Source organism: Haloarcula limicola (genome assembly GCF_010119205.1).
Taxonomy (GTDB): domain Archaea; phylum Halobacteriota; class Halobacteria; order Halobacteriales; family Haloarculaceae; genus Haloarcula; species Haloarcula limicola.
On sequence record NZ_WRXM01000002.1, the window covers coordinates 1,012,998 to 1,038,318 of the forward strand.

Here is a 25,321-nt window from a genome sequence, read left to right on the forward strand (position 1 = left end):
ACGCGCCTAGAAACAGTCGATTCGGTCGCAATCTCGACGGACGGCACGGCCAAGGACCGCCAGAAAGCCCCCGGCCGCTCGATTGCCGGGACTCGCTGTGCTCCTCAGTCGCTACGCTCCCTGCGGTGCTTACGTCGTCCGGGCTAATCGAGCCCCCGGCCCCTTTCAGTCCCACCCGAGAGCTGGTCAATCGGCTGGCACGGGTGGACTGAGCGGAATCTTTGATTCCGCGAGGGTCGAACGACGCTTCGCGCCTTTCGGGACTTTCTGGCTGTTCTGTGCCCCGTTTCTTTCCGTTACGGTATGTTTTCTTCGCCCACTAGCGGGACGTTCCGGCCGTCAGTGCTGTCGCTGCCGTCCGTCTCCCCGTGACCGCTGCTAGTCTCAGTCGCTCGCGGTGCCGATGACGCCCCAGGTCACGAGCAACAGCGCCAGCAGGACACAGAGCGGGAGCAGGAGCAGTCGCATCGCCCGGAGGACGTCGGCTCCGCTGATGACGAATCCCATTATCGCCGGGACGGCGGCGAACCCGGCAGAGGACGTGACGGCGGCCGTCGAGTTGATGGGGGTGCTGTACTCCGGGACGCTCTCGACGCCGTAGGCGACCATCGTCGGGTAGAGGCCCGAGAGCCCGAGCCCGATGGCGAAGAAGCCGACGAGGAGGCCGTACCCCTCGGCGACGAAGAACGCGTACGCGAAGGCGGGCACCGTCAGCGCGACCAGTCCAGTCGCGAGGCGGACGTAGCCGAAGCGCTCGGAGAGCCGCCCGGAGAGGAACCGACCGGGGATGTACGCCCCGAGTAAGACGGACAGCGAGGCCGTCGCCACCGATCCCGGGAGCCGGCCCTGCGCGTAGGTCGTCAGCCAGGTGAAGATACCGCCCTCGAAGCCGGCGATGAGGAAGACGGCGGCGGACATCGCGACCACTTCCGGGCGGCGAGCCAATCCGCGGACCGCCGACAGGCTGAGCGGGTCGTCGCCGCCGCCGACCGACGGCGTCGGGAGCGAGCGGACCAACAGGAGGAGGGGGACGAACGCGACGACGAGCGCGAAGTAAGCCAGCCGCCAGTCGCCGACGACGAGGGCGGCGGCGACGAGGAGCGGGCCGATGGTGGCACCGACCGCCCACATCATGTCGTAGTAGCCGAAGAGGCGGCCCCGCTGGGCGGGATAGAGGTGGCTCAACAGCGGTCGGGCGCTCCCGCGGCCGACGCCGACGAAGCTCTCCCGGCCGAACGACGCCGCGAGGAAGAACAGGAAGGAGGGGGCGACCCCCATCACGAGGACGCCGATTCCGGTCCCGACGACGGCCAGCAAGAGGAGGCGGCGCGTGTCGAAGCGGCCGCCGATAGCGCCGACGAGCATCACCACCAGCAGGAAACTGACGGTCCCGGCCGGCGCGACGAGTCCCAACTGCCACTCCGGGACGGTGAAGGTCTCTTGAAGCGCGGGGACGACCGCGCCGCGCATCTGCAGCGCCGCCCCTTCCAGCGCCATGTACGCGAAGGCGACTACGGTCCACCACCGCCGACTCGTCCGCTGGGCGTCGCTCTCCTGCGTCGTCTCGCCCTCTCGCGCGACGGCGGTCTCGCCCATACGTGTGGCTCAGACCACAGGTGGAAAAATATTTTGTATCCAGTTACACAATTCTCTCTCATGGCGACCGACAGGCTGCGCGAGCACCTCGAAGCCTTCGGCCTCTCGGCGAAGGAGATCGAGGCGTATCTGGCCGTCCTCAGGGCGGGCGAGGCCACGACGAGCGAGGTGTCGCGGGCCGCCGACGTCTCGCAGGGGTACGTCTACGAACTGGCGGGCGCGCTGACCGAGCGGGGGCTGGTGACGATCGACGAGACGGCGAGCCCGACTGTCCTGCGGGCGCGCCCGCCCGAGGAGGCGATGGGGTCGTTCGCCTCCCGACTGGAGGAGGTCCGCGAGAGCGTCGAGGCGCTGTACACCGAACCCGCCGCCGAGACGGGGACCGTCGAAGTCGTCCACTCGCGGCCGACGGTCAGGAAGCGCGCCGAGCGCTACCTCCGGGAGGCCGAGCAGGAGGCGTTTCTCGTCCTCCCCGCACCCGAGGTGGCGCATCTGCAAGATGCCCTCGCGGCCGCCCGGGAACGCGGCGTCTTCGTCTACGTGCTGGCGGTCGCGCCGCTCACCGAGGACGCGCTCGACCGCGACTGGGCGGCGTGTGCCGACGTCGTCCGGACGTGGGACGCCACCCCGCCGGCGTTCGTCCTCGTCGACGAGACGACGGGGCTCATCGGCTCGCACGGCATCCTCTCGGGCCGGCACGGCGAGGAGTACGCGGTGGCGTTCGCACAGCGCGAGATCGCCAGCGGACTGCTGGGAAACACCGTCGCCAACTTCTGGCCGATGGGCGAGGACCGCTACGTCACCGACCCCGACCCGCTGCCGACGACCTACGACCATTTGCGGACGGCCGCGACCAACGCGGCGCTCCACCGGGCGGCCGGGCGGGACCTGCTGGCGGACGTGACGCTCCGGGACCTAGACGACGAGGAAGTGCGCTACGAGCGGGTGCCGGTCGTCGCGGTGCGACAGAACCTCGTCGGCGACCCGAACAACGACTTCCCCTTCGAGAACAACATCGTCTTCGAGACGCCCGACGGTCGCGTGGCCGCCGGCAACGCCGGCGGGGGGATCAGCCCGTTTTACGAAGGGTATGGCGCGACTGTAGTCACGCTCTACGGCGATTAACTCGGTAACGAGTGGGTTTAGGGTATTCCGGCCGTCGGCCGTAAAATGGCCGAAACTGTCTGGTTAAACGATTGGAACAATATTTAGAGACACATTAGTAACGCACCCCGGGGTATTGTACCCAATCGATGTCTGAGGATAGACTGACACGCTCCTCGGCGTACAGCAGACGGCAGTTCGTAGGGGGACTGGCCTCGCTACTTGCGGCCGCGACGTTCTCGCGCGAAGTCTCGGCCGCGACGGCGGAGCCGGTGACTTCGGGGGACGACGCGGCGACCCAGACGGTCACGTCGCCGGACGACTCCATCGCGGTCACGGTGGACGTCGGCGACGGCGTCCCGACCTACAGCGTCTCGGTCGACGGGACCACCTACGTGACGCCGTCCGAACTCGGCTTCGACTTCCAGAACCAGCAGGCCTTCGGCGCGAGCGCCGACGGGGACGGGACGGCCCTGACGGTCTCCGGCAGCGAGCGCGGGTCCGAGGTGGAGCGGTGGGACCCCATCTGGGACCAGTACGACAGCGTTCGCGAGGAGTACAACTACCTCCGGGTGGGACTCGAAGAGGAGGCGATTCCGGGTCGGCGGGCGACGCTCGAACTCCGCGTCTTCGACGACGGACTGGGCTTCCGGATCGTCTTCCCCGAGGTATTCGGTGACGGCGAGGGTAACTTCGTCATCACGTCGGAGAACACCGCGTTCAACTTCGCCGACGACTACACAAGTTGGTGGATCGAGAACCGCTTCGCCCAACCGGAGGGCGAACCGGGCCGCTTCGAGGCGGAGTACCAGGAGACGCCGCTCAGCGAGATCGCGTCGGACACCGAAGAGCAGATTCCGGGCGGGGCCCCGACGCGCGAAGGCGCGCACACGCCGCTGACGATGGAGGCCGACGACGTCTACCTGAGCGTCCACGAGGCCGACCTGACCGACTACGCGACGCTCTCCATCGCGCCCGACGGCGAGGGCGGGACCGACTTCTCGGCGGAGCTGGCACCGCTGCCCGACGGGACGAGAGTCTCGGCGGAAGCGCCCCACGTGACGCCGTGGCGGACCGTGCAGGTGGGTTCGACCCCCGGCGACCTCGTCGAATCGTCGCTCATCCCGCTGTTGAACGACGACCTGAACGAGGATGCCCTGCCAGCCGACGGTGACACGGACTGGATCGAGCCCAAGAAGTACGTCGGCATCTGGTGGCTGATGATCGCTGGCAGCGCGAACTGGCAGTACAAGACCGACGAGGAGATACAGAGCAGCGGCAACAACCCGGCGAGCTACATCCACGGGGCCCGCACCGAGCGGATGAAGCGCTACCTCGCGTTCGCCAGCCAGAACAGTATCGATAGCGTCCTCGCCGAGGGATGGAACCAGGGCTGGGACACCTATCCCGGCGACGGCACGGGCCTGGAGATGGGCGTCGACGACTCCTATCCCGACTTCGACCTCTTCGAGATCACCGACTACGGGGCGAACTTAGACCCCGCGACCGAGTTCACGATCCACAACGAGACCGCCGGGAACGTCGTCAACTACGAGGAGCAGATCCGAGACGGCATCTTCGCCGGCTACGACGGCGAAGGCATCCACTCCATCAAGAACGGCTACGTCTCGAACCGCGGCCTCGGCTTCGAGGGCGACGGCTCGTTCGCGACGCACAACCACCACAGCCAGCTGGCGGTCAACCACCACGAGTTCGTCGCCCGCGAGGCGATGGCCAACCGCCAGCTGCTCGAGCGCCACGAGGCCGACAAGCCGACCGGCAAGCACCGAACCTACCCCAACCGCGCGGCGACGGAGACGGTCAAGGCACAGGAGTACGACGGGTTCGGTGCCCTCGGCTCCGACGTGGACGAGGACCACCACGTCACCCTGCCCTTCACCCGGATGCTCGCCGGCCCGATGAGCTACCAGCCCGGGATCTTCGACATCACGTTCAACGACTCGACGGGCGGGCGCATCCAGACGACGCGCGCGAAGCAACTCGCCATGTACCCGACGTACCACGCCGGGCTCCAGATGGCCGCCGACCGCATCGAGGCGTACGTCAGCCCCGAGTTCGAGGTCGGCGAGCTGTTACAGGCCACCTCGGGCGAACTCGACGGAATGATAACGGCCGACGACTGGCGCAACGCCTTCGGCGGCCACTACGTCCCCGTCGACCCCAACAGCGAACCCTCGGGCGCGTCGGTCTCCTTCACCGTCCGTGACGTGCCCGAGGCGGGCGAGTACGACCTCCACCTGCGCTACGCCAGCGACGCCGAGGAGAACGCCCAGCGCGTGAAGGATGCCGGCGGGCCGCAGGCGACGCTCTCGGTCGACGGCGACGAGCGGCCCATCAACCCGGATTTCACCGAGTACTGGGACCAGTGGGAGGTCTTCACGACGACCGTCTCGCTCTCGGAAGGCGACAACACCGTCGCCGTCGAACTGAACTACGAGGACTCCGGCGGCTCCTTCGAGGGCGACGTCGGCGGGTTCAACCTCAACACGGTCGCCGTCACCGAGACCGGCGAGCCCTCGCCAATTCCAGCCGAGTTCGTCGGCTACGCGCCGGAGCACGAGAACTTCGACACCGTGCCGGAGTTCGACTTCCTCGAGGCCGTCCCGGCCGGCGGCTGGGACGACACCGAAGTCGTCGACGCCGCCATCGCCGACTACTCCGTCACCGCTCGGGCGAAAGGCGACGAGTGGTTCCTCGGCGCGATGACCGACGAGGAGGGCCGCGCCATCGACGTGCCGCTCTCCTTCCTCAGCCCCGGCGACGGCGCGGAGAAGGGGCGCGGCAACGGCCGCGGAAACGGAAAGAACCAGTGCAGTCCGGGTAACGGCCGCGGTCCCGGCAACGGAAACGGCCGAGGCCCGAAGGGCCCGAAGTACGTCGCCGAGATCTACACCGACGGCATCGGCGCGGGCAGCGCGGCCGACGCCACCGAGGTCGAGATCTCCGAGGCCGTCGTCGACCCGAGCACGACGCTGCTCGCCTCGATGGCCCAGTCCGGCGGGACCGCGGTCCGGTTCCGCCGCGCCGAGGGCCGCGAGATCCGGGACCTCCCCGAGTACGAGCGCCCGACCCAGGAGTTCGATGTCTCAATCGACGCGGACCCGTACGTGCAGGAACCGTTCATCACCGCCACCGGCGAGAACGACAGCGCCTTCATCGGCGGGACGAACGTCGAGCTCGTCGTCGACGGCGAGGTCGTCTCGAACACGAACGTCCGCCTGCCCCCGAACTCCTCGGGCGTGACCGTCGAGTTCGATTACACGATCGATTCGCCCGGCGACTACGACGTGGTCGTCCAACGGGCAGACGGCACGGTGCTGGCCAGTTCGTCGGTGACGGTGCAGCCGCCGGAGACGGTCGCCGACATCACCGACCCCGACGACGACGACTACGGTCCGGGTTCGTACACCTATCCGACCAACAGCGCGTTCCAGCCGGAGGCGTTCGACCTGCGTTCGTTCACGGTCAACCAGACGCCGAGCTTCCAGCAGTACGCCTTTAAGGTGGAGAACCTCACCGACACTTTCAATAGCGGTCGGTTCTCCCCGCAGATGTTCGTCTGCTGGATCCGCGACCCCGAGAAGAGCGGCGGGTCGACCACCAGCCTCGACGACCTCGGCGCGAACGTCGAGTTCGAGGAGGAGTGGCACTACCGACTCCGCGTCGACGGCTTCAACCTCGATCTCGTCAACGCCAACGGCGGCGCGGTGCTCGACGACGACGGGAACGCAGTCACGCCGCGGGTCGCCACCGACCTCGAGGACGGCACGGTGACGCTCGGCGTCGACAGCGAGGCCTTCGACGGCGCGGACGCCGCCGACCTGGAGGTCGTGCCGATGGTCCAGTCCGAGGACCGCGGGACGCTCCGCCCGGTCGACGTCACTAACGCGGATTACGTCTTCGGCGGCGCGAAGGAAGGGGCAGTCGACAACGCACCGCTCGTCATGGACCTCATCACGCCCGAGGGCGTCGACCAGACCGACGCGCTGGCGTACTCCGACAGCGAAAAGGCGACGCTACCGTTCGTGTCGCTCGGCGAGTAACCGCTCGTAGAATCTCTCTCTGTCTCTCTTCTCCATTCTCTATTTTCCGACCGTCAGCGCTCGCTACTGTGCGCTTTCGCCCGACTCGACGGCGGCCATCGCCGATTCGAGCGTGAATCGTCCCTCGTAGAGCGCGCTCCCGACGACGACGGCCGCTGCGCCCGCGTCTTCGAGCGCCAGCACGTCCTCGACGGTCGCGACGCCGCCGCTGGCGACGACGGGGATGTCGACGGCCTCGACGAGCCGCCGGACGGGATCGGTCCGGACCCCTTCCAACTGCCCCTCGACGTCCACGTCGGTGAAGAGGATGCCGCCGGCACCCAACTCCTCGTAGCGCGCCGCGGCTTCCGCGGGGTCCAGTCCGGTGCCCTCGGTCCACCCCGAGACGACGACCTCTCCCTCTTTGGCGTCGAGGCTGACGAGGACGCTCTCGGGGTGCTCCTCGCTTATCTCGGCGACGATGTCGGGGTTCTCGACGGCGGCGGTGCCGAGGATGACGCGGTCGACGCCCCGGTCTAAGAGCGAGACGGCGTCTTCGGCGGTGCGGATACCCCCGCCCAACTGCACCGCCACGTCGTCGCCGACGGCCGAGAGCACGGCGTCGATGGCGTCGGCGTTCTCGCGCTCGCCCTCGAACGCGCCGTCGAGGTCGACGAGGTGGAGCGTGCGCGCGCCCGCCTCGACCCACCGCTGTGCGGCCTCGACGGGGTCGCCGTACGTCTTCTCGGTGCCGCGCTCGCCGCCCACCAGCTGGACGACCTGTCCGTCCTGCATGTCGACGGCCGGGACCACCTCGAACTCGGGAAACATGGCCGAGGCTGGGACGGCGGCCGGCGAAAGCGTGTCGGTCCGCGCATCTGTCTGGACCGCCTCTCGTGAGAGACCGAGTCGCGCGCTGGTCGTATTTAGTCAAGCGACAGAGATTGCGAACAGCCAGAAAGCCCCCACGCTCTCAGCTCCCGCGGCTCGCTGCGCGCGCTTCGCGTGCTTGCTTCACCGGGGTTCGCTGAGAGCGCGGCCCCTTTCAGTCCCGCCCATGCCGGCTGACCAACCGGCGTCGGGTGGTACTGAAAGGGGTGTTGTCGGCGCTACGCGCCGACTGCTCGGGAGACCAAGGGTCTCCCGGTGGCTGGCTGAACGACGTTCACAAGAGCGAAGCTCTTGTGCAGCCCATCAGAAATCTCTGATTTCTGAGGACGGCGGACGACGCAAGGACCGCAACGCAGTGAGGACCGTCGTTCGAGAGAGCGTTGCTCTCTCGTGATCACGAAAGACCAGCGGTCTTTCGGACGACAGCGAGGCCCCCGAGTTCAGCCAGGGCGAGAGCGAAGCTCTCGCGGGCAATCGGAAGCTTCGCTTCCGATGACAGCCGGGGCTTTCTGGCTCTGAGAACCAACAACTGCTAAAGTAAACACTGCCCGTGCGCCGGCGGGGGAACCCTTATACTTGGCCCTCATCATCGAGGCACATGGCAGATAGTGGGTCCGCACCGTCGGGACTCGAATCGCTCCTGTTCGGCGAACGAGCCGACCTGTATCGTCGGTTCGTCCGCGCGACGGGCGCGATCACGGCGGTTCTGGTGCTCGTCTACGCGGTCGCACGGGCGGGAGTGGTGGGCCTCGGTGCGGGGCTGACGGGGGCTCTCGGGACGGCAGCGGGCGTCGCCGTGGCGGTCTTCGTCCTCGCGGGACTCGTGGAGTTCGTCGTCCTCGGGCGGGTCTACCAGCGAGGCACGACCGAAGTGGCACAGACGGCCGCCGAACTCGAAGCCGCCGCCGAGCGGTTGGAAGAGACCGCCGAGGAACTGGAGGAGACCGCCGACACCGTCGAGGACGCCGCGGAGACGGTCGACGAGGCCGCCGAGGACGTGGAGCGAACCGCCGGGGACGTCGAGGAGGCCGCCGAGTGGGCGGGGGCCGACGACGCCGCCGATCGGGTGACCGAGGCGACCGAACGGGCCGAGACGGCCAAAGAGCGGACTACCGACGCGAAGGAGACCGCGGAGACGGCCACGGCCGAGGCCGAAGCCGCCAGAGCGACCGCGAACGAGGTCGAGGAGACGGCTGCCGAGCGACGCGAGCGACTGGGGAACGCGGCCGACGACGAGAGCGACGACGGCGAACGGTAGTTCCGAATCCGCAGGCCGCTGTCGGTAGCCTTTAACGGCCGGCGGGGCTGGGAACCGTATGGTCGAGTTGTTATTTCTCGTCGGCTTAGCCGTCGCCGTCTTCGTCGGATTCAACATCGGGGGGTCCTCGACCGGCGTCGCCTTCGGCCCGGCCGTCGGGAGCGACACCATCTCGAAGACGACGGCCGCCGGGCTGATGACCGGGTTCGCGCTGCTGGGCGGCGCGACCGTCGGCACGGAGGTCATCGAGACGATGGGCGGCCGCATCGTCCCCAGCGACCAGTTCACGCTCCTAGCGAGCGTCACGGTCCTCTTCTTCGTCGGGCTCGCCCTGCTGGTCTCGAACCTCTTCGGCGTCCCCGCCTCGACGTCGATGACGGCCGTCGGGGCCATCGCCGGGCTGGGCGTCGCCAGCGGCACGATCGACTGGGAGGTGATGGGCCGCATCGTCTCGTGGTGGCTGGTCGCCCCCATCGTCGCCTTCTGGCTGTCGGCGGTCGTCGGCCGGTACCTCTACCCCCATCTGGCGGCCCGCATCGTCTTCGAGACCGACGATCCGGGAACGTCTCGACGGGAGCGAGTCGGGCAGTTCCTCGTGGTCGCGATCGGCTGTTACATGGCGTTCTCGGCGGGCGCGTCGAACGTCGCCAACGCCGTCGCGCCGCTGGTCGGGAGCGGCGAACTCGACCTGTACCCGGGCGTCGCGCTCGCCGGGGCCGCGATCGGCCTCGGCGCGTTCACCATCGCCCGCCGCACCCTCGACACCGTCGGCAACGACCTCACCGAACTCCCGATACTCGCGGCGCTCATCGTCGAGACGGTGAGCGCGACGATCATCAGCCTGCTGTCGCTGGCCGGCATCCCCGCCAGCCTCGCCGTCTCGGCGACGATGTGCGTCGTCGGGCTGGGGTGGGGCCGGGCGACTCGGACCACGCGGTTGGCCGACGCGGCCGGTGCCGCGGTCTCGGGAACGGCCGCCGGCGGGAGCGGCGGTACGGGCGTCTCGGTCAGCGCGCTCAACGTCGACGCCGAAGAGAACCCCGCGTCCTCGGGGTCCGGCGAGAAGAACCCGGTCGCCAAAATCGGCGAAGAGGACCCCGAGTCGGTGACGACCGCCGCGGACCTGTTCGACCCCTCCGCGACCGGCCGCGTCGTGATGCTGTGGATACTGACGCCGACTATCTCGGCGGTGGCGTCGTATCTCGTCTTCCAGTACGTCCTCTGAACGCGCGAGGCGGTACCCTTTACCGGCCGCCCGACCTGCGTACCGTATGGTAGAGGTCCTCTTCGCGCTCGGACTCGTCGTCGCCGTCTTCGTCGGATTCAACATCGGGGGGTCCTCGACCGGCGTCGCCTTCGGCCCGGCCGTCGGGAGCGAGACCCTCTCGAAGCTCTCGGCGGCGGCGCTGATGACCGTCTTCGCGCTGGCCGGCGGCTTGCTTGTCGGCCCGGCCGTCGTCGAGAGCCTGGGCAGCGACCTCGTCGAAACGGCGTTCTCGCCGCTCATCAGCATCGTGGTCCTCTTCTTCATCGGGGTCGCGCTGTTCCTCTCGAACGTCGTCGGCGTCCCCGCCTCGACGTCGATGACGGCCGTCGGGGCCATCGCCGGGCTGGGCCTGGCCGAACAGACGCTCAACGGCGGCCTGATGCTGGAGATCGTCTCGTGGTGGCTCGTCTCGCCCATCGTCGCCTTCTGGGTCAGCGGCGTCATCGGCCGGTACTTCTACCCGACGCTGGTCGAGTGGTTCGCCGTCTCCCAGAGCGAGGGATCGCTGCTCGTGATGGACTACTCGGGTGCGATCCCGCGCCCCCGACTCGGCGAGCACACGACCCAGCGGGAGTTCGTCGGGACGGCCGTCGTCGTCGGTATCGGCTGTTACATGGCGTTCTCGGCGGGCGCGTCGAACGTCGCCAACGCCGTCGCGCCACTGGTCGGCAACGGCTCGCTGGAGATGTACCCGGCCATCGCGCTCGGGGGCGCGGCCATCGGCCTCGGCGCGTTCACCATCGCCCGGCGGACGATGGATACCGTCGGCAACGACCTCACCGACCTGCCGCTCGTGGCGGCCATCGTCGTCGCCACCGTCTCCTCGACCATCGTCACGTTCCTCTCGGCGCTCGGTATCCCCGCGAGTTTCGTCATCATCGCCACGATGAGTATCGTCGGGCTCGGATGGGGACGGGCGACCCGGACGACCCAACTCTCCGAGTCGGTGCGGGAGGCGTCGACCGCGCCCGTCGAGTCCCTCGCGGCCGACGACGCGCCCACTGTCGGCGGCGAGACGAGTTCCGGGCCCAAACTGCGCGAATCCGAACGAGGCGAGACGCTCCGGGAGGACGTCCCGTCGGCCTCGGACCTCTTCGAACCCGGCACGACGGCCCGCGTCATCTTCCTCCAGAACGTCGTCCCCTCGATCGCGACGGTGGCCGCCTACCTCGTCTTTCGCTTCCTTCCTGTCACGTGACACCGCCGCCGTCTCTCACAATCGTTCACGGTTCGTTCCCGAAGGGCAAAGTCTAACAAGTCGGGGTTCGAACCCGACAGGTGATGCCCACGGTAGAGTACCTTAACTACGAAGTAGTGGACGACAACGGCTGGGACATGTACGAGGACGACGTCTTCAGCGAGGCCGACGACCTCGGTCTCGACGACGAAGACTACGGAACGCTCGACGTCAACGAGGGCGAGTACATCCTCGAAGCGGCGGAGGCACAGGGCTACGACTGGCCCTTCTCGTGCCGCGCCGGTGCCTGTGCGAACTGCGCTGCCATCGTCCTCGAGGGCGAGATCGACATGGACATGCAGCAGATCCTCTCCGACGAGGAGGTCGAGGAGAAGAACGTCCGACTGACCTGCATCGGTAGCGCCGACACCGACGAGGTCAGAATCGTCTACAACGCCAAGCACCTCGACTACCTGCAGAACCGCGTCATATAAGGCCGTTCTGCGGTCTTTCCGCCGTTTCGCCGCGTCGTAAACTGACCGCGTAGCGGACGCTGTACCGTCTCGACCGCCGCTTTTCGTCCGCTTTCGCCCGCCAGAACGCCCGGCCCGCCGGTCCCACCGGAACAATTAGGGTGGTTCACGTCACACTGCGATGCGTGTTGGGGTCGATACCGGACCTGTTGCGGCTGTTCGCGGTGCCGGTGTTCGGGTGGGCGGCCTACCGCGACGTGAAGACGCGACGGGTGCCGAATCGGACGTGGGTACCGCTGGCGGCGCTGGCCGTCGTCTTGCTCGCCTGGGACAGCTATGCCGTGCTCACCGGGCCGACGAGCGGACAGGCCTTCCTGATTCGGGTCGCGATCAGCCTCGGATTCGTCGCGCCGCTGGCCTACGGTTTCTGGCTCATCGGCGGGTTCGGCGGGGCCGACGCGAAGGCGTTCATGCTGATCGCGGTCCTCTTTCCGGTCTACCCCGTTTACTACCTCCCGACGGCGGCGCTGCCGCTCGAACCCTCGACGCTCGGCGTCTTCTCGCTGACCGTCCTCTCGAACACGGTGGTCGCCGGGCTGTTCTACCCGCTCGGCGTCGCGGCCACGAACCTCGCGCAGGGACGGTTCTCGCCGGCGATGTTCATCGGGAAGCCGGTCGCCGTCGAGGAACTGCCCGAGGAGTACGGCCGACTGCTCGAAACCACCGCGGGGTTCACCCGGAGCGGCTTGGACTTAGACGCCCTCCGGATGTACCTCCAGTGGCGCGGCGTCACGCTCGCCGAGCTCCGGGCGGACTCCACCCGGTACCGCCACCCCGAATCGCTCCCAACTGAGCCGAACGACCCCGGCGACGGCGCGATCGTCGCCGACGGCGGCGTCTCGGCGGCAACGGAGACCCGCGACGCCGACGCGCCGAGACCGGCGGACCCGTGGGGTGCCGAGCGCTTCCTGGACGACATCGAGGGGTCGGCCTACGGTACCTCGCCCGAGCAGTTGCGCGACGGCTTAGAGCTGGTCGTCAGCGAACGGGAGGTGTGGATCTCACCCGGCATCCCCTTCCTCGTCCCGATGTTCTTCGGGCTCGTCGTGGCGCTGACCTACGGCGACGTGCTGTTTTCGCTGCTCGCCGTCGTCGGGCTGGCCTGACGACGACAAAAGACCTATTTCGGGCTGTGGCCAGCGTTAGAGTATGACCGACGTGACGCTGGCGTTCGACGAGCAGGAGTACCTCCCGGCGGTCGCACAGGACGCCGACTCCGGCGAGGTGCTGATGCTCGCCTACGTCACCGAGGAGGCGCTCGCACGGACCCGCGAGACCGGCTACGCGCACTACTACTCCCGGAGCCGGGACGAACTCTGGAAGAAGGGCGGCACCAGCGGGCACACCCAGGAGATCGAGGAGGTCCGGGTGGACTGCGACGGCGACGCCCTGCTCTATCTGGTCGATCAGTCCGGCGGGGCCTGTCACACCGGCTACGAGTCCTGTTTCTACCGGACCGTCGACGGCGAGGAGGTCGGCGAACAGGTGTTCGACCCCGACGACGTCTACTGATGACCGACGCCGCCCGCGAACTGGAGACGGCGGCCGAGGAGCGCCGACGGGCCCGCGAGCGGGTCGAAGCCGTCGGCGAGGCGGACCTGCGGACGTGCCGGGAAGCCTATCGGGAACTGCTCGACTTACTGGACCGATACGACGGCCGAGCGACCGGCAGCGGCGACTTCGAGGCGTTCACCGAGTTCCAGGGGACCGTCGGGACGCTGACCGACGAACTGCCCGAGGACCTGCCCGAACGCGAGACCTTCGAGGAGGTCGACGAGTTCCTCCAGCAGCGTCGCCTCTCGGAGAGCGACTTCGAGCGGGCGAGAGCGGAACTCGAACCCGTCGGCGACCTCGTCGCGCGGCTCGACGAGTGGGAGACGGCCCGCGAGCGCTACGCCGAGGCGCGGCGGGCGGCCCGGCGGCGAGCGAGCGAACTCGACGAGCGCGCCACCGCCCTCGAACGCCTCCGACGGCTCGGCGACGCCGACCTCGACGCACCGGTCGAGCAGCTGCGCGAGCCGATCGAGGCGTACGACGACGCCGTCCGCGAGGCCTTCGGCGAGTTCCGCGCCGATTCGCCGGCCCGCGACGTGCTCTCGGCGGTCGAACGGGCCGACGCCTACCCGCTCGTCGACTTTCAGTCGCCGCCCGAGGCGCTCCTCGAATACGTCCGGACTGCCGAAGCCGGGACCGAACCGATCCCGCGACTGCTCGAATACGCCGACTACTCCGCGTCGAAACTCGACCACTACGTCGAGGACACCGCCGCGCTCAAGCGAGCGGTCTCCACGCGGCGGACCTACCTCCGGAATCTCGACGCCGACCCGCTCACCGTCTCGTGGCCGCCGCCGCCGGCCGAGCGCCTGCCGTGGCTCGTCCGCGAGTACCGGTCGGTCGTCTCGGGGTTCGCCGACGAGTCCGTCGTCGCCCGCCTGCGCGAGGTGCGCGGCCTCGCCGCCCGCGAGGACTACGCTCGGCTGCGAGAGAGCGCGCTCGCCCGCTCGGAGCTATCCGGCGAGGAGCGAGAGCGCCTCGCGAGCGGAGCCGTCGAACGGGAACTGGAGGACGTGCGCGAGGAGCGAGCAGCCATCGAGGCGGCACTCGAAGAACACGACCCGCTGTAACGGGGCGCGCTACACCTCCGCTTTGGCGGCTTCGACCATCCGCTCTGCGAGTTCCGCGGCTCGTTCCGGCGTCCGCGCCTCGGCGTAGACCCGGACGAGCGGCTCGGTTCCCGAGGGGCGGGCCAGCACCCACCCGTCGCCGAAGTCCAGTCGCCAGCCGTCGGTCGTATCGAGGTCGGCGTCGACGGTCTCGGCGTAGGCCTCGATGCTCGCGAGCATCGCCTCGCGCTCGCTCTCGGTCTCGATGTGGAGGTTGCGCCGGTCGTTGTAGTAGTCGGCGTAGGGCGCGACCAGTTCGCGGGCGGGCGTCTCCGCGACGAGTTCGCAGAAGCGCGCCGCGGTGTAGGCCCCGTCGCGGGCGATGCGGTACTCGGGGAAGAGGATGCCGCCGTTGCCCTCCCCGGCGATGCTGACGTGGGTCCCCTCGGCCTCCAGCTCGTGGATGCGACTGACGATGTGCGTCGAGCCGATGGGCGTCAGCGAGAGGTCCGCGCCGACGTCTTCGACGACGTCCACGAGGCGCTGTGAGGCGTTGACCGCCGAGACGACGCCCTCTCCGGGGTCGAGCTCCGCGGCGGCGAGCGCCGCCAGCACCTCGTCGCCCTCGACGTGTTCGCCCTCACTGTCGACGAACATCGCCCGGTCGGCGTCGCCGTCGTGGGCGATGCCGAGGTCCGCGTCCGTCGATTCGACGTACGCCCGCAGGTCGCCCAAGTTCGCCTCGACGGGTTCCGGGTCGCGACCGGGGAAGTGTCCGTCCGGCTGGGCGTTGATCGTGTGGACCGTACAGCCCAGTTCGCGGAACAGGTCGGGGCTGGTGAGCGACCCCGCGCCGTGGCCGGGGTCGACGACGACGGTGAGGTCGGCCTCGGCGATGCGCTCGCGGTCGACGGCCTCGCGGACTTCCTCCCGGTAGGACTGCCGGGCGCTCTCGACGTCGCGGTCCACGCCGACCTGCTCCCACGCCGCCTGCGTCGAGTCCTCGGCCATCGCGGCCTCGACGCGGTCCAGCAGCTCGCGGGAGAACTCGACGCCGTCGTCGCCGACGAGCTTGATGCCGTTGTACGCCGGCGGGTTGTGACTCGCCGTTATCATCACGCCTGGGACGCCCTCGCGGTCGCAGTAGGCCTGCAGGGCCGGCATCGGCGCGATCCCGAGCCGGTCGACGTCGAACCCCGTGCCGGTGAGCCCGCTCGTCATCGCGTTGACGTAGGTCCGCCCGGTTATCCGCGTGTCCCGCGCGACGGCGACCCGGCCGTACTCGCCGGCCCAGACGCTCCCCGCACCCTCCGCGACCTGGAGGACGTATCGCGGCGTCAGCTCTTTGCCCGCGACGCCTCGAACGCCGCTCGACCCGAACACGTGCATTCGGACGGGTGTCCGTAGCCGACTGGCTTAGGGGTGTCGCCGCTGGCCCAGAGACGTTCACAATCCGACAGGAACGGCCGAATCCGTCCACTCGCCCCGCCGGCGACGGTCGATCCGCCGCCGCCGTCGGCACGACGGATTCCAACAGCCATTAGCCTCGCGGCCGCGGAGACGGCGTATGGCCAACGAGGAACTCATCGCGGCGCTGCGGGACGCTGACGCGGTCAAGTACGGCGAGTTCGAACTCTCCCACGGCGGCACGTCGAACTACTACGTCGATAAGTACGTCTTCGAGACGGACCCGACGTGTCTCGAACGCATCGCCGAGGCGTTCGCCGAGCGGGTCGCTGACACGAAACTGGCGGGCGTCGCGCTCGGCGGCGTCCCGCTGGTCGCGGTCACGAGCGTCGAGACGGGCCTGCCCTACGTCATCGCGCGGAAGCAACAGAAGGAGTACGGCACGGCGAACCTCATCGAGGGGGAACTAGCGGAGGGCGAGGAGGTCGTCGTCATCGAGGACATCGCCACGACGGGCCAGAGCGCCATCGACGCGGCGGAGGCGCTCCGAGACGCCGGTGCGGTCGTCTCTCGGGTCCTCGTCGTCGTCGACCGGGAGGAGGGGGCCGCCGAGAACCTCGCCAGTCACGATCTCGAACTCGAATCGCTGGTCACCGCCTCGGACCTGCTCGCGGACGCCCCCGAAGACGTGGCTGTGGACGGAGACGCCTGAGCAACCGACGACGGCAGCGGCCTCGCTGACGGTCGGTCTCCCGACATCTCGTCACGATAACCATTACCGGCCGCTCTCGCCACGCTTAAGCCGGTCTGTGGCGAGCCTCGGACAATGGCTGGGACGCTGGCTGAGTTCTTCGAACTGGACGAGCACGACACCGACGTATCGACCGAGATCCTCGCGGGCGTGACGACGTTCCTGACGATGAGCTACATCGTCGTCGTCAACCCCGCGATACTGAGCGCGGCCATCTCCGTCGACGGCCGGACGACCGGGCAGACGATCCAGATGCTCGCCGTCGTGACCATCATCTCGGCGGCGACGGCGACGCTCGTGATGGCGCTGTATGCCAACCGGCCGTTCGCGCAAGCGCCCGGGCTGGGGCTGAACGCCTTCTTCGCGTTCACCGTCGTCCTCGGGCTGGGCGTGCCGTGGCAGACGGCGCTGGCCGCCGTCGTCGTCGAGGGGGTCGTCTTCATCGCCCTGACGGCGGTGGGCGCGCGCGAGTACATCATCAAGCTGTTCCCCGAGCCCGTGAAGTTCGCCGTCGGCGCGGGTATCGGCCTCTTCCTGGCGATCATCGGGCTGGAGGCGATGCACGTCGTCGCCTCTGACCCCGCGACCTTCCTGCAGTTCAACCCGGTCTTCGCCAGCGACCCGATCGCCATCATCTCCGTCCTCGGCCTGTTCGTCACGTTCGCGCTCTACTCGGCGGACATTCCGGGCTCCATCGTCATCGGCATCGCGCTGACGACGCTGGCCTCCTACGCCGCCGCGGCGCTGGGCTACTCGGCCATCGATCCCTCCGTCCCGGCCCTCGACGGCGTCTTCCTCTATACGCCCGCCTCGCTGACCGGCCAGACCGACGTGGTCTACTCGGCGGCGGGCTACGACATCACGCCGCTGGTCGGCGCGTTCCTCTCGGGCTTCTCGAACGTCGACGCGCTCGGTTTCTCGCTCATCGTCTTCACGTTCTTCTTCGTGGACTTCTTCGACACCGCGGGCACGCTCACCGGCGTCTCCCAGATCGCGGGCTTCCTGGACGAAGAGGGTAACCTCCCCGACATCGACAAGCCGCTGATGGCCGACGCCGTCGGGACGACCGTCGGCGGCATCATCGGCACCTCGACGGTGACGACCTACATCGAGTCCGCGACCGGCGTCGAGGAGGGCGGCCGAACGGGCCTGACCGCGCTCGTCGTCGCGCTGCTCTTCCTCGCGTCGCTCGCGCTCGTCCCGCTGGCGGCCGCGGTGCCGCTCCACGCCTCGCACATCGCGCTGGTCGTCATCGCCGTGCTGATGCTGCGCAACATCGTCGACATCCGCTGGAACGACCTCAGCCACGCCGTCCCCGCCGGCCTGACGATGTTCATCATGCCCTTCACCTACTCTATCTCCTACGGCATCGCCGCGGGGATCATCGCCTACCCCGTCGTGAAGGCCGCACAGGGCGACTATCGTGACGTTCACGCCGGCCAGTGGGTGCTCGCCGCCGCCTTCGTCTTCTACTTCTTCGTCCGCACGAGCGGCATCCTCGCCGGCGCGCTCTGATTCGGCGGCTGCCGCTTCTCACGCACAGCACCGACGCCCTTTTTCCGATTGCCCCGCTAGTCACGCTCAGATGTCCAACCTCGAACTCTACGAACTGGAGGGCTGTCCGTACTGCGCGAAGGTCACGTCGAAGCTCGACGAACTCGGCCTCGACTACGAGTCCCACATGGTCCCGCGCTCGCACGACGAGCGCGACGAAGTGAAGGAGATCTCGGGGCAGACGGGCGTTCCCGTCCTCGTGGACCCGGACAACGGCGTCGACGCGATGCCCGAATCCGACGACATCGTGGAGTATCTCGAAGAGACGTACGGCGACGGCGCGGCGGCGTAACCGTCCCCGAGTTTTCAGATCCTGACCGGAAAAGCGCCTACTCCGCCACTTCTTCGGGGTCGTCGCCCCGCTCCATGATGAGGTCGCGCAGGTCGTCGGCGTCCTCGATGGCCTCCATCTCGTCCTGTTCGATGAGCGCCGTCCCCTCGACGGACTCGCGGGTGAGCTCGTCGACGACGTACACCGAGCGGGTGCGGGTGACTTCGCCGACCGAAGACATGATGCGCGCCCGCTTCTCGGCGGCCTCGGTGAACGCGGAGTGGCCGGTCAACACCTGCTGTTCGCGGCGGTTCGCGTTCTCGTTGACCGTCTTGAACGGCGCGCGGTCGGTCGGGTGGACCTCGAAGCCGATGCGGGTGAAGACGGTGGCGATCGGCTCGTCCTCCGGGGCCACGTCGGGGTCCTCCGGCGCCGGCTCGTCGTCGCGGATGTCCTCGGTCCCCTCCAGGACGCTGACCGGCGAGGTCAGCGGCGCGTCGAAGAGGTCCTCGAGTTCGGCGGCCACCTCGACGGAGGCGTCCATGCCGTCCTCGTACTTCGAGACCGTCCGTCGGGAGACGCCAAGTTCCTTGGCGAGTCGGCCCAGCGACCACTCCTTCTCCTCGCGGACGTCCGCGAGCACCTCCGAGTCGATGTTGACGTAGAGGCCGCCCGGCGCGGCGTATATGAGCGGCGGCACTTCCTCGACGAAGAGGTCCAGCGCGGTATCGGGCGAGAGGACGGGCACGCCGTGGCGGAAGTAGACGACGCCCGGTTTCAGCTCCTCGTCCCTGGTCCTGAGACCGACGACGATGGGGGTCGCGTTCAGGTAGGTGCCGAGTCGGCGCATCTCGCCGCCCGTGTGCCCGTCGAAGGCGTCGATGTTGCCGAGGATCTTCACGAGCAGCACGTCCTCGCCGCGACGGGCGGCGACGTCGAAGCTCTTCGGCCGAATCGCACACCGGTCGCTCACCATGAACCCCGCGTCTTCCAACATGGCAGTGACGTTGCCGACCAGTGCGGATCGTGACATGGTTCTCGGTTCCTCTAGTGGGGCGTAAGCCAGTCACAGCATATATGCGTTGTGCCGGTCTCGGCTGTTCTCGACTCCGTTTTCGGTCGCGGCGGTGACGAAACTGGTTTGAGCCACAGTCGGCTACGTGCGGTCGTGACCGTCGTCGGCTTGGACGATACGGACTCGCGCGAGACGGGGATGTGTACCACCTACGCCGCGGCCCGGTTAGCCGACGCGATCCGCGAGGCCGGTGGACACGTCGAGCGCCTCCTCCTGATTCGGCTCAACCCCGCCGTTGAACACAAGACGAGGGGGAACGCCGCACTCGCCGTCCACACCGATTTAGCGGCCGACCGCGTGACTCCCCTCGTCCGCGAGACGCTCTCGCTGGCTCAGACCGACGACCCGATGACGAACCCCGGGGCCGTCGTCGCCGACTGCGCGCCCGGAGACGTCCCGCCGCAGGTCAGCGAGTTCACCGTCGACGCCATCAGAGAGATACGGGACCGCGTGACCGCGACGCAGCTCTCAGATTTCGCGGGGTTCGCCCGCGTCGAGCGCGGCAACGGCCGCGGCCTCGTCGGCGCGCTCGCGGCCGTCGGCGCGTGGGCGGCGCTGGACGACTGGACCTACGAGCACATCGCCTACCGCGAGCGGGCGCGCTGGGGGACCGACCGAGAGGTAGACGACGCGAGCGTCCGGGCCGCCGCCGACGCTCACTATCCGACCGTCTGGGACACGGTCGACCGCGAGTCGGGGTATCCGGTCTGCGTCCCGCGCACGCCCTGTCCGATCCTCTACGGCATCCGCGGCGACGACCCCGAGGCCTGCCGAGCGGTGGCCGACGCCGTCGAGAGCGAGCCCGTCGCCGAGCGGGCGACGTTCCTGACGAATCAGGGGACCGACGTGCACCTACGGGACGCGGCGATGGCCGACGTGGCGGCAGACAGCGCCTACCGCGTCACCGGTACAGTGGTCGACGCGCCCGCGACCCGCGAGGGCGGCCACGTCTTCCTGACGCTGGCCGACGGCGACGACAGCCTCCGCTGTGCCGCCTTCGAACCCACGAAGGGGTTCCGCGACCGGGTGCGCGCGCTCCGCGAGGGCGACCGCGTCACGGTCTGCGGCGAGGTCACGGACGGAACGCTCAAACTGGAGAAGTTCGCCGCTCGCGACCTCGTCCGAACCGAACTCGTCACGCCCGACTGCCCCGACTGCGGTCGGTCGATGTCCTCCGCCGGCCGGAACCAGGGGTATCGCTGTCGGGACTGCGGGACGAGCGCCGACGGGAAGGTCGACCGCCCGCTCGACCGCTCGCTCGAACCCGGCTGGTACGAGGTCCCGCCGGTGGCGCGCCGCCACATCGCGAAACCGCTGGTTCGGGGCGGCTTCGACGACGTGACCCACCCGGAGCGGTGACTGTCTCGCTCCGACGTTCGTCTCGAAAGCACCGGTCACAGGCAGCGGCCGGGAGCGCTCCGTCGCGCAGTGGGAGACCGTCGCTCTCTCGGGCTCACGGGCGGCTTTGCCGCCCGTGAACGACTGCGAAACCGGGTTCCTAGAAGTCGCCTAAGCGCCGCTGCCCGCTCTCGCCGTCGGTGAACTCCGCGGCCTTCCGGAGCGTGTCCTCGAACGTCCCCTTCTGGCTCGAATCGTACAGCGTCGCCGCGGGGTGGACGCAGATCATCACGGGCTGGGGCGACCCCTGGATAGTCACGTCCGCCACGTCGCCGGCTTCGCTGGTGACGGCGACATCGCGTTCCAGTAGGTGTTGGGCGGGCACTTTCCCGAGCGTGACGACGACTTCGGGGTCCACGCGGTCGATCTCGGTCTCCAGATACTCGCGACAGTTCGCCAGCTCCTCCTTGTGCGGGTCGCGGTTCTCGGGCGGCCGACAGCGCACGCAGTTCGTGATGCGCACGTCGCCTCGGTCTAAGCCCACCTCGCGGAGCGTCTCGTCCAAGACGTCGCCGCTGCGGCCGACGAACGGTTTCCCCTGTTCGTCCTCGTTGGCTCCCGGGGCCTCGCCGACGAACAGCAGGTCCGCGTCCGCCGGGCCGACGCCGTTGACGATCCGGGTGCGTGACTCGCACAGTTCCTCACAGCGCTCGCAGGCGAGGACGTCCAGTCCCTCCATCTGTCCCATACCCGGCGTTCGGGCCGGACCGTATCAAGGGCGGCGGTCGCCCGTCATCCGGCGTCGACCAGCCCCCGGGCGGCGAGCCGTGCGACCCGCAACGGCTCCGGGCGGCCGCCCTCGGGCGTGAACCCGCGCACCACGTCGGCGGCCGCGTCGTCGTCGAGTCCGACCGCTCGGACGTACACCGCCTCGCCGTTGACCGAGACTCGGCGGCGGTCGGGTTGAGCGCGGTAAGTTTCGAGTCGAGCCTCGACGGTTCCGCGGTCGTCGAAGGCCTCGCGGATCGCGCTCTCCAATCCCGGCGAGGACTCGAACGCGACCGAGACGGTCGGCAGACCGGTCCGGTCGCGGATGGCGCGCAGGTCGAGGACGTTGAACCACGCCGGCGCGATACCCGAGAGCAGGAGGTAGCGGACGTCCTCGCGGTCCAGTCGCTCGACCATCTCACAGACCGCGTCGGTGGCGTCGCTCCCGCCGACCGTGCACGAAGAAAAGACGAACCCGTCGACGACGCGACTCGCCCGAACGACCGCTCCGGCGAGGTGACTGGTTTCGCTCCGATACGACTCGGCGATGCCGAGCGCTCGAACCCCGGTTTTCACGTATTCGTTTCAGACTCCTTGATGTCAGAGAGACGGTCGAGTAGCTCGTCGTTCGATGCCGTGAACTCGTACTCTACGTCCCCTTCGTGGGCGTTTTCCTCCGAGTTGAGACCGCTCTCGTCGTCGAAGTCTGTGTCGTACTCCTGATTGTCTTGCTCCGATTCGTCGTAGCTCCCGAACCCCATGGTACGTGTAGAACTATGACGTTCGGAATGAAAAAGGCATCCCCCGATTCTACGGATTGATACTGAGGGAGCGATCCGGTTCGCTGTCGCGCTTCACAGACGAGCGTCCGCGAGAGACCGCAAATCGAGCGTGCTATAGCGATTCGCGCGGCTCGACGTTCCGGTTGCCGGCGGTGGCGTCGGCCCCCTCGGTCGGAGCGGCCCAGCGAACCGCGTTGTCGAGGACCCGCTGCACGTCGTCGCGGTGGTAGATGGGGTAGGTCTCGTGGCCCGGTCGGAAGTAGAAGATGCTGCCCCGGCCCCGCTCGTAGCAACAGCCGCTTCGGAACACCTCGCCGCCCTCGAACCACGAGGTGAACACCAGCCGGTCGGGTTCTGGGACGCCGAACGGCTCGCCGTACATCTCCGCCTCGTCGATGACCAGCGAGTCGTCCAGCCCGTCGGTGATCGGGTGGCCGGGGTCGACGACCCAGCAGCGCTCGCGCTCGCCGTCCTCGCGCCACGTCAGGTCACAGGGGGTCCCCAGCAACCGCTTGAACGGCTTGGAGGCGTGTGCCGAGTGGAGTACGAGCAGGCCCATCCCCTCGTGGACCCGCTCTGCGACTCGTTCGACGACCTCGTCCTCGACCTCGTCGTGGGCGGCGTGACCCCACCAGAGCAGCACGTCGGTGTCGTCGAGGACGGCCTCGGTGAGACCGTGCTCGGGTTCGTCCAGCGTCGCCGTGCGGGCGTCGTGGCCCCGGTCTTCGAGGGCGTCGGCGATGGTCGCGTGGATGCCGTCGGGGTACACCTCGGCGACGGCGTCGTCTTCGCGTTCGTGGATGAACTCGTTCCAGACGGTGACGGAAGCCATAGGTGGGGTCCGCGGGCGGCGGGTCTAAAGCTGGCGCTGTCAGTACACTCAAACGGCCGGCCCCCCACAGCCCGACCATGGACGTTCACAACGTCACCGCCGACGCCGAGACGTTCACCTGCAACGCCTACCTCGCGACCGGCGAGCGGACGACGCTCGTCGACGCCGGCGCGATGAGCGGCGTGGTCGACGCGATCCGAGCGCACGCCGACGCCGTCGACGCCGTCGTCCTGACCCACCAGCACGGCGACCACGTCGCGCAACTCGACGCCGTCCTCGACGCGTTCGACGCGGAGCTGTACGCCTACGCCGACCACTCGCGCCGTGACCACGCCATCGAGGACGGCGACGAACTGCTGGTCGGCGACGAGACCTGCGAAGTCGTCTACACGCCTGGCCACGCCGACGACCACGTCTCGCTGGTCTCCGAGAACTCGCTGTTCTCCGGCGACGTGGTCGTCCACGACGACGGCGCGTTCGACGACGGTTCCTTCGGCCGCACGGACTCGCCGAACCAGTCCCGCGAGCGACTCATCGAGAGCATCGAGGACCTCTTAGAACGGATGCCGGAGGGTGTCGAGCACATGTACTCGGGCCACGGCGGCGTCTTCCACGGCGACGTGCGCGAGGTGGTCGAACGCGCCCTCGAACGGGCCGAGCGCCGCGAACCGAAGTACCCCGACGAGTAGCGACTTCCGACGACCGGCGGATCCGACCGAGCCGGAAGCGCCGCCGCTGGACGAGTACGCTGCCGGGAGAAATCGAGAGCCGGATTACGCGCTGCGGACTTCCTTCGCCTTCGGGCGGAGGTTGCCGTAGCCGCACTTCCGGCACTGGTCGGCGCGCTGCGGGTTCCGGGCGTTACAGCGCATGCAGATCTGCTTGTTCAGGAGTCGGTCTGACGCTGCCTCGAAGCTAGCCATGCGAGTCGGTTGCCGGCGCGGCCGTTTAAGTTTTGAGTTTCCGACCGGCGCACCTTTGAGGCCGGCGGCCGTCGGCAATCGGTATGTACGAGCACGTCGCGGACCGCTCGCTGACGGTCGAGGACTGCGCGTTCGAAGTGCAGGAACGAGCCACTTCCAGCGGGTTCGACCGCGCCACGACGACGATCTCTCTCTCCGGCGACGGCGAGACCGGCAGAGGGGAGGACGTCACCTACACGAACGAGGCCCACCACGCGCTCGCCGACCACGACCTCGACCTCTCGGGGGAGTACACCCTCGATTCCTTCTCCGATGCGCTTTCCGACGCCGACCTCTGGCCGGAACCGCCCGACGAGGAGCGGTTTCGCCACTACCGGCGCTGGGGCTTCGAGAGCGCGGCGCTCGACCTGGCGCTGAAACAGGCCGACACCGACCTCGGGACGGCCGTCGGCCACGAGTACGACCCCGTCGAGTTCGTCGTCTCGACGCGCCTCTCGGACCCCGAGAGCGACGAGCCGCCGGCGACCGACCGCCTGGACGACCTGCTCTCGATACACGACGACCTGGGGTTCAAACTCGACCCGACGCCGGAGTGGGACGAGGAGTTTATCGCGTCGCTCTCGACGTACGACGTGCGCGTCCTCGACCTGAAGGGGCTGTACGACACCGAAGGGGTGGACGTGACCGTCGACGCGGACTTCTATCGCCGGGTCGTCGACGGCCTGCCGGACGCGCTCGTCGAGGACCCGAACCTGACCGACGAGACCCGGCCGGTCTTCGACGGCCGCGAGGCGCGCGTCACGTGGGACGTACCCATCACCGGCGTCGAGAGCGTCGAGGAACTGCCGTTCGAACCGATGTGGCTCAACATGAAACCGTCGCGGTGTGGCACCGTCGAGTCGGTGCTCGAAACCGTCGCCTACTGCGCGGAGGAGGACATCCGCCTGTACGGCGGCGGCCAGTTCGAACTCGGCGTCGGCCGCGACCACATCCAAGCGCTGGCGTCGCTGTACTATCCCGACTCGCCCAACGACGTCGCCCCGGGCGGGTACAACGACCCCGACCCCTCGTCTGACGTACCGGGGACGCCGCTCTCCCCGCCGAGCGACCCGCGCGGCATCGGCACGGGATTCGAGTGAGCGATTCGG

The 25,321-nt window shown here is 68.6% G+C and carries 24 protein-coding genes; 15 read left to right on the forward strand and 9 right to left on the reverse strand.

Annotation, left to right across the window (positions count from 1 at the left end; translation table 11 throughout):
• Window positions 1-384: 384 nt before the first annotated feature.
• Entirely contained in the window at window positions 385-1,596 is a 1,212-nt protein-coding gene (locus GO488_RS14555; RefSeq protein ID WP_162318541.1) for an MFS transporter, read from the reverse strand.
• Between the two features lie 60 nt (window positions 1,597-1,656).
• On the opposite strand from GO488_RS14555, the gene GO488_RS14560 reads away from it, so the two are divergent.
• Window positions 1,657-2,721, forward strand: a complete 1,065-nt coding sequence (locus GO488_RS14560) for a TrmB family transcriptional regulator (protein WP_162318542.1) — start codon at window positions 1,657-1,659, stop codon at window positions 2,719-2,721.
• Window positions 2,722-2,849: 128 nt separating this feature from the next.
• Window positions 2,850-6,764, forward strand: a complete 3,915-nt coding sequence (locus GO488_RS14565; RefSeq protein ID WP_174242500.1) for a glycoside hydrolase family 97 N-terminal domain-containing protein — start codon at window positions 2,850-2,852, stop codon at window positions 6,762-6,764.
• A 63-nt stretch (window positions 6,765-6,827) separates the two neighbouring features.
• On the opposite strand, the gene hisA is transcribed toward GO488_RS14565, so the two are convergent.
• Entirely contained in the window at window positions 6,828-7,574 is a 747-nt protein-coding gene (gene hisA / locus GO488_RS14570) for a 1-(5-phosphoribosyl)-5-[(5-phosphoribosylamino)methylideneamino]imidazole-4-carboxamide isomerase (protein WP_162318543.1), read from the reverse strand.
• A 658-nt stretch (window positions 7,575-8,232) separates the two neighbouring features.
• On the opposite strand from hisA, the gene GO488_RS14575 reads away from it, so the two are divergent.
• From GO488_RS14575 to GO488_RS14605, 7 genes are all read left to right on the forward strand, one after another.
• Window positions 8,233-8,892 carry a hypothetical protein gene (locus GO488_RS14575; protein ID WP_162318544.1) on the forward strand — a complete coding sequence of 220 codons (660 nt, stop codon included), beginning with the start codon at window positions 8,233-8,235 and terminating at the stop codon, window positions 8,890-8,892.
• 58 nt (window positions 8,893-8,950) lie between these two features.
• Window positions 8,951-10,117: an inorganic phosphate transporter gene (locus GO488_RS14580; protein ID WP_162318545.1), complete on the forward strand. Its 1,167-nt coding sequence runs from the start codon at window positions 8,951-8,953 to the stop codon at window positions 10,115-10,117.
• Between the two features lie 46 nt (window positions 10,118-10,163).
• Window positions 10,164-11,357: an inorganic phosphate transporter gene (locus tag GO488_RS14585; protein ID WP_162318546.1), complete on the forward strand. Its 1,194-nt coding sequence runs from the start codon at window positions 10,164-10,166 to the stop codon at window positions 11,355-11,357.
• 83 nt (window positions 11,358-11,440) lie between these two features.
• Complete coding sequence (fer, locus tag GO488_RS14590; protein WP_162318547.1) at window positions 11,441-11,830, forward strand: ferredoxin Fer; 390 nt, start codon at window positions 11,441-11,443, stop codon at window positions 11,828-11,830.
• Between the two features lie 164 nt (window positions 11,831-11,994).
• Entirely contained in the window at window positions 11,995-12,975 is a 981-nt protein-coding gene (locus GO488_RS14595; protein WP_162318548.1) for an A24 family peptidase, read from the forward strand.
• A 43-nt stretch (window positions 12,976-13,018) separates the two neighbouring features.
• Window positions 13,019-13,381 carry a phosphoribosyl-AMP cyclohydrolase gene (hisI, locus tag GO488_RS14600; protein WP_162318549.1) on the forward strand — a complete coding sequence of 121 codons (363 nt, stop codon included), beginning with the start codon at window positions 13,019-13,021 and terminating at the stop codon, window positions 13,379-13,381.
• Window positions 13,381-14,493 carry a DUF7118 family protein gene (locus tag GO488_RS14605; RefSeq protein WP_162318550.1) on the forward strand — a complete coding sequence of 371 codons (1,113 nt, stop codon included), beginning with the start codon at window positions 13,381-13,383 and terminating at the stop codon, window positions 14,491-14,493. Before hisI ends, GO488_RS14605 begins: the two co-directional genes overlap by 1 nt.
• A gap of 9 nt (window positions 14,494-14,502) precedes the next feature.
• Here the strand turns inward: GO488_RS14605 and glmM are convergent, their stop codons facing one another.
• On the reverse strand, window positions 14,503-15,861 hold the full coding sequence (gene glmM / locus GO488_RS14610; RefSeq protein ID WP_162318551.1) for a phosphoglucosamine mutase: 1,359 nt from the start codon (window positions 15,859-15,861) through the stop codon (window positions 14,503-14,505).
• 178 nt (window positions 15,862-16,039) lie between these two features.
• Between glmM and pyrE the strand changes: the two genes are divergently transcribed.
• The 3 genes from pyrE (at window position 16,040) to GO488_RS14625 (ending at window position 18,476) form a co-directional block, all read left to right on the forward strand.
• The gene (pyrE, locus tag GO488_RS14615; protein ID WP_162318552.1) at window positions 16,040-16,591 is read left to right on the forward strand and encodes an orotate phosphoribosyltransferase; all 552 of its coding nucleotides are present in this window, start codon (window positions 16,040-16,042) and stop codon (window positions 16,589-16,591) included.
• Between the two features lie 114 nt (window positions 16,592-16,705).
• Window positions 16,706-18,145, forward strand: coding sequence for an NCS2 family permease (locus GO488_RS14620; RefSeq protein WP_162318553.1), 1,440 nt, complete (start codon window positions 16,706-16,708; stop codon window positions 18,143-18,145).
• Window positions 18,146-18,215: 70 nt separating this feature from the next.
• On the forward strand, window positions 18,216-18,476 hold the full coding sequence (locus GO488_RS14625) for a glutathione S-transferase N-terminal domain-containing protein (RefSeq protein WP_162318554.1): 261 nt from the start codon (window positions 18,216-18,218) through the stop codon (window positions 18,474-18,476).
• A gap of 37 nt (window positions 18,477-18,513) precedes the next feature.
• Here GO488_RS14625 and GO488_RS14630 read toward each other — a convergent pair whose 3' ends face one another.
• Entirely contained in the window at window positions 18,514-19,488 is a 975-nt protein-coding gene (locus tag GO488_RS14630) for a transcriptional regulator (RefSeq protein WP_162318555.1), read from the reverse strand.
• Between the two features lie 135 nt (window positions 19,489-19,623).
• On the opposite strand from GO488_RS14630, the gene GO488_RS14635 reads away from it, so the two are divergent.
• A complete protein-coding gene (locus GO488_RS14635) occupies window positions 19,624-20,889 on the forward strand; it encodes a tRNA(Ile)(2)-agmatinylcytidine synthase (RefSeq protein WP_162318556.1) in 1,266 nt (421 codons plus the stop codon).
• A gap of 139 nt (window positions 20,890-21,028) precedes the next feature.
• On the opposite strand, the gene GO488_RS14640 is transcribed toward GO488_RS14635, so the two are convergent.
• The 4 genes from GO488_RS14640 to GO488_RS14655 form a co-directional block, all read right to left on the reverse strand.
• Entirely contained in the window at window positions 21,029-21,616 is a 588-nt protein-coding gene (locus tag GO488_RS14640; protein WP_162318557.1) for a uracil-DNA glycosylase, read from the reverse strand.
• Between the two features lie 44 nt (window positions 21,617-21,660).
• A complete protein-coding gene (locus tag GO488_RS14645; protein ID WP_162318558.1) occupies window positions 21,661-22,212 on the reverse strand; it encodes an endonuclease dU in 552 nt (183 codons plus the stop codon).
• Complete coding sequence (locus GO488_RS14650) at window positions 22,209-22,397, reverse strand: DUF5786 family protein (RefSeq protein WP_162318559.1); 189 nt, start codon at window positions 22,395-22,397, stop codon at window positions 22,209-22,211. Before GO488_RS14650 ends, GO488_RS14645 begins: the two co-directional genes overlap by 4 nt.
• Window positions 22,398-22,530: 133 nt before the next feature.
• Window positions 22,531-23,250: a ThuA domain-containing protein gene (locus tag GO488_RS14655; protein ID WP_162318560.1), complete on the reverse strand. Its 720-nt coding sequence runs from the start codon at window positions 23,248-23,250 to the stop codon at window positions 22,531-22,533.
• Window positions 23,251-23,327: 77 nt separating this feature from the next.
• Here GO488_RS14655 and GO488_RS14660 point away from each other — a divergent pair, with 77 nt between their 5' ends.
• Window positions 23,328-23,939, forward strand: coding sequence for an MBL fold metallo-hydrolase (locus GO488_RS14660; protein WP_162318561.1), 612 nt, complete (start codon window positions 23,328-23,330; stop codon window positions 23,937-23,939).
• Window positions 23,940-24,023: 84 nt separating this feature from the next.
• Here GO488_RS14660 and GO488_RS14665 read toward each other — a convergent pair whose 3' ends face one another.
• Window positions 24,024-24,173: a 50S ribosomal protein L40e gene (locus GO488_RS14665; protein WP_162318562.1), complete on the reverse strand. Its 150-nt coding sequence runs from the start codon at window positions 24,171-24,173 to the stop codon at window positions 24,024-24,026.
• Window positions 24,174-24,256: 83 nt separating this feature from the next.
• On the opposite strand from GO488_RS14665, the gene GO488_RS14670 reads away from it, so the two are divergent.
• Window positions 24,257-25,312 (forward strand): enolase-like domain-containing protein, encoded by a 1,056-nt coding sequence (locus GO488_RS14670; RefSeq protein WP_162318563.1) that lies wholly within the window; start codon window positions 24,257-24,259, stop codon window positions 25,310-25,312.
• The last annotated feature ends 9 nt before the right edge of the window (window positions 25,313-25,321 follow it).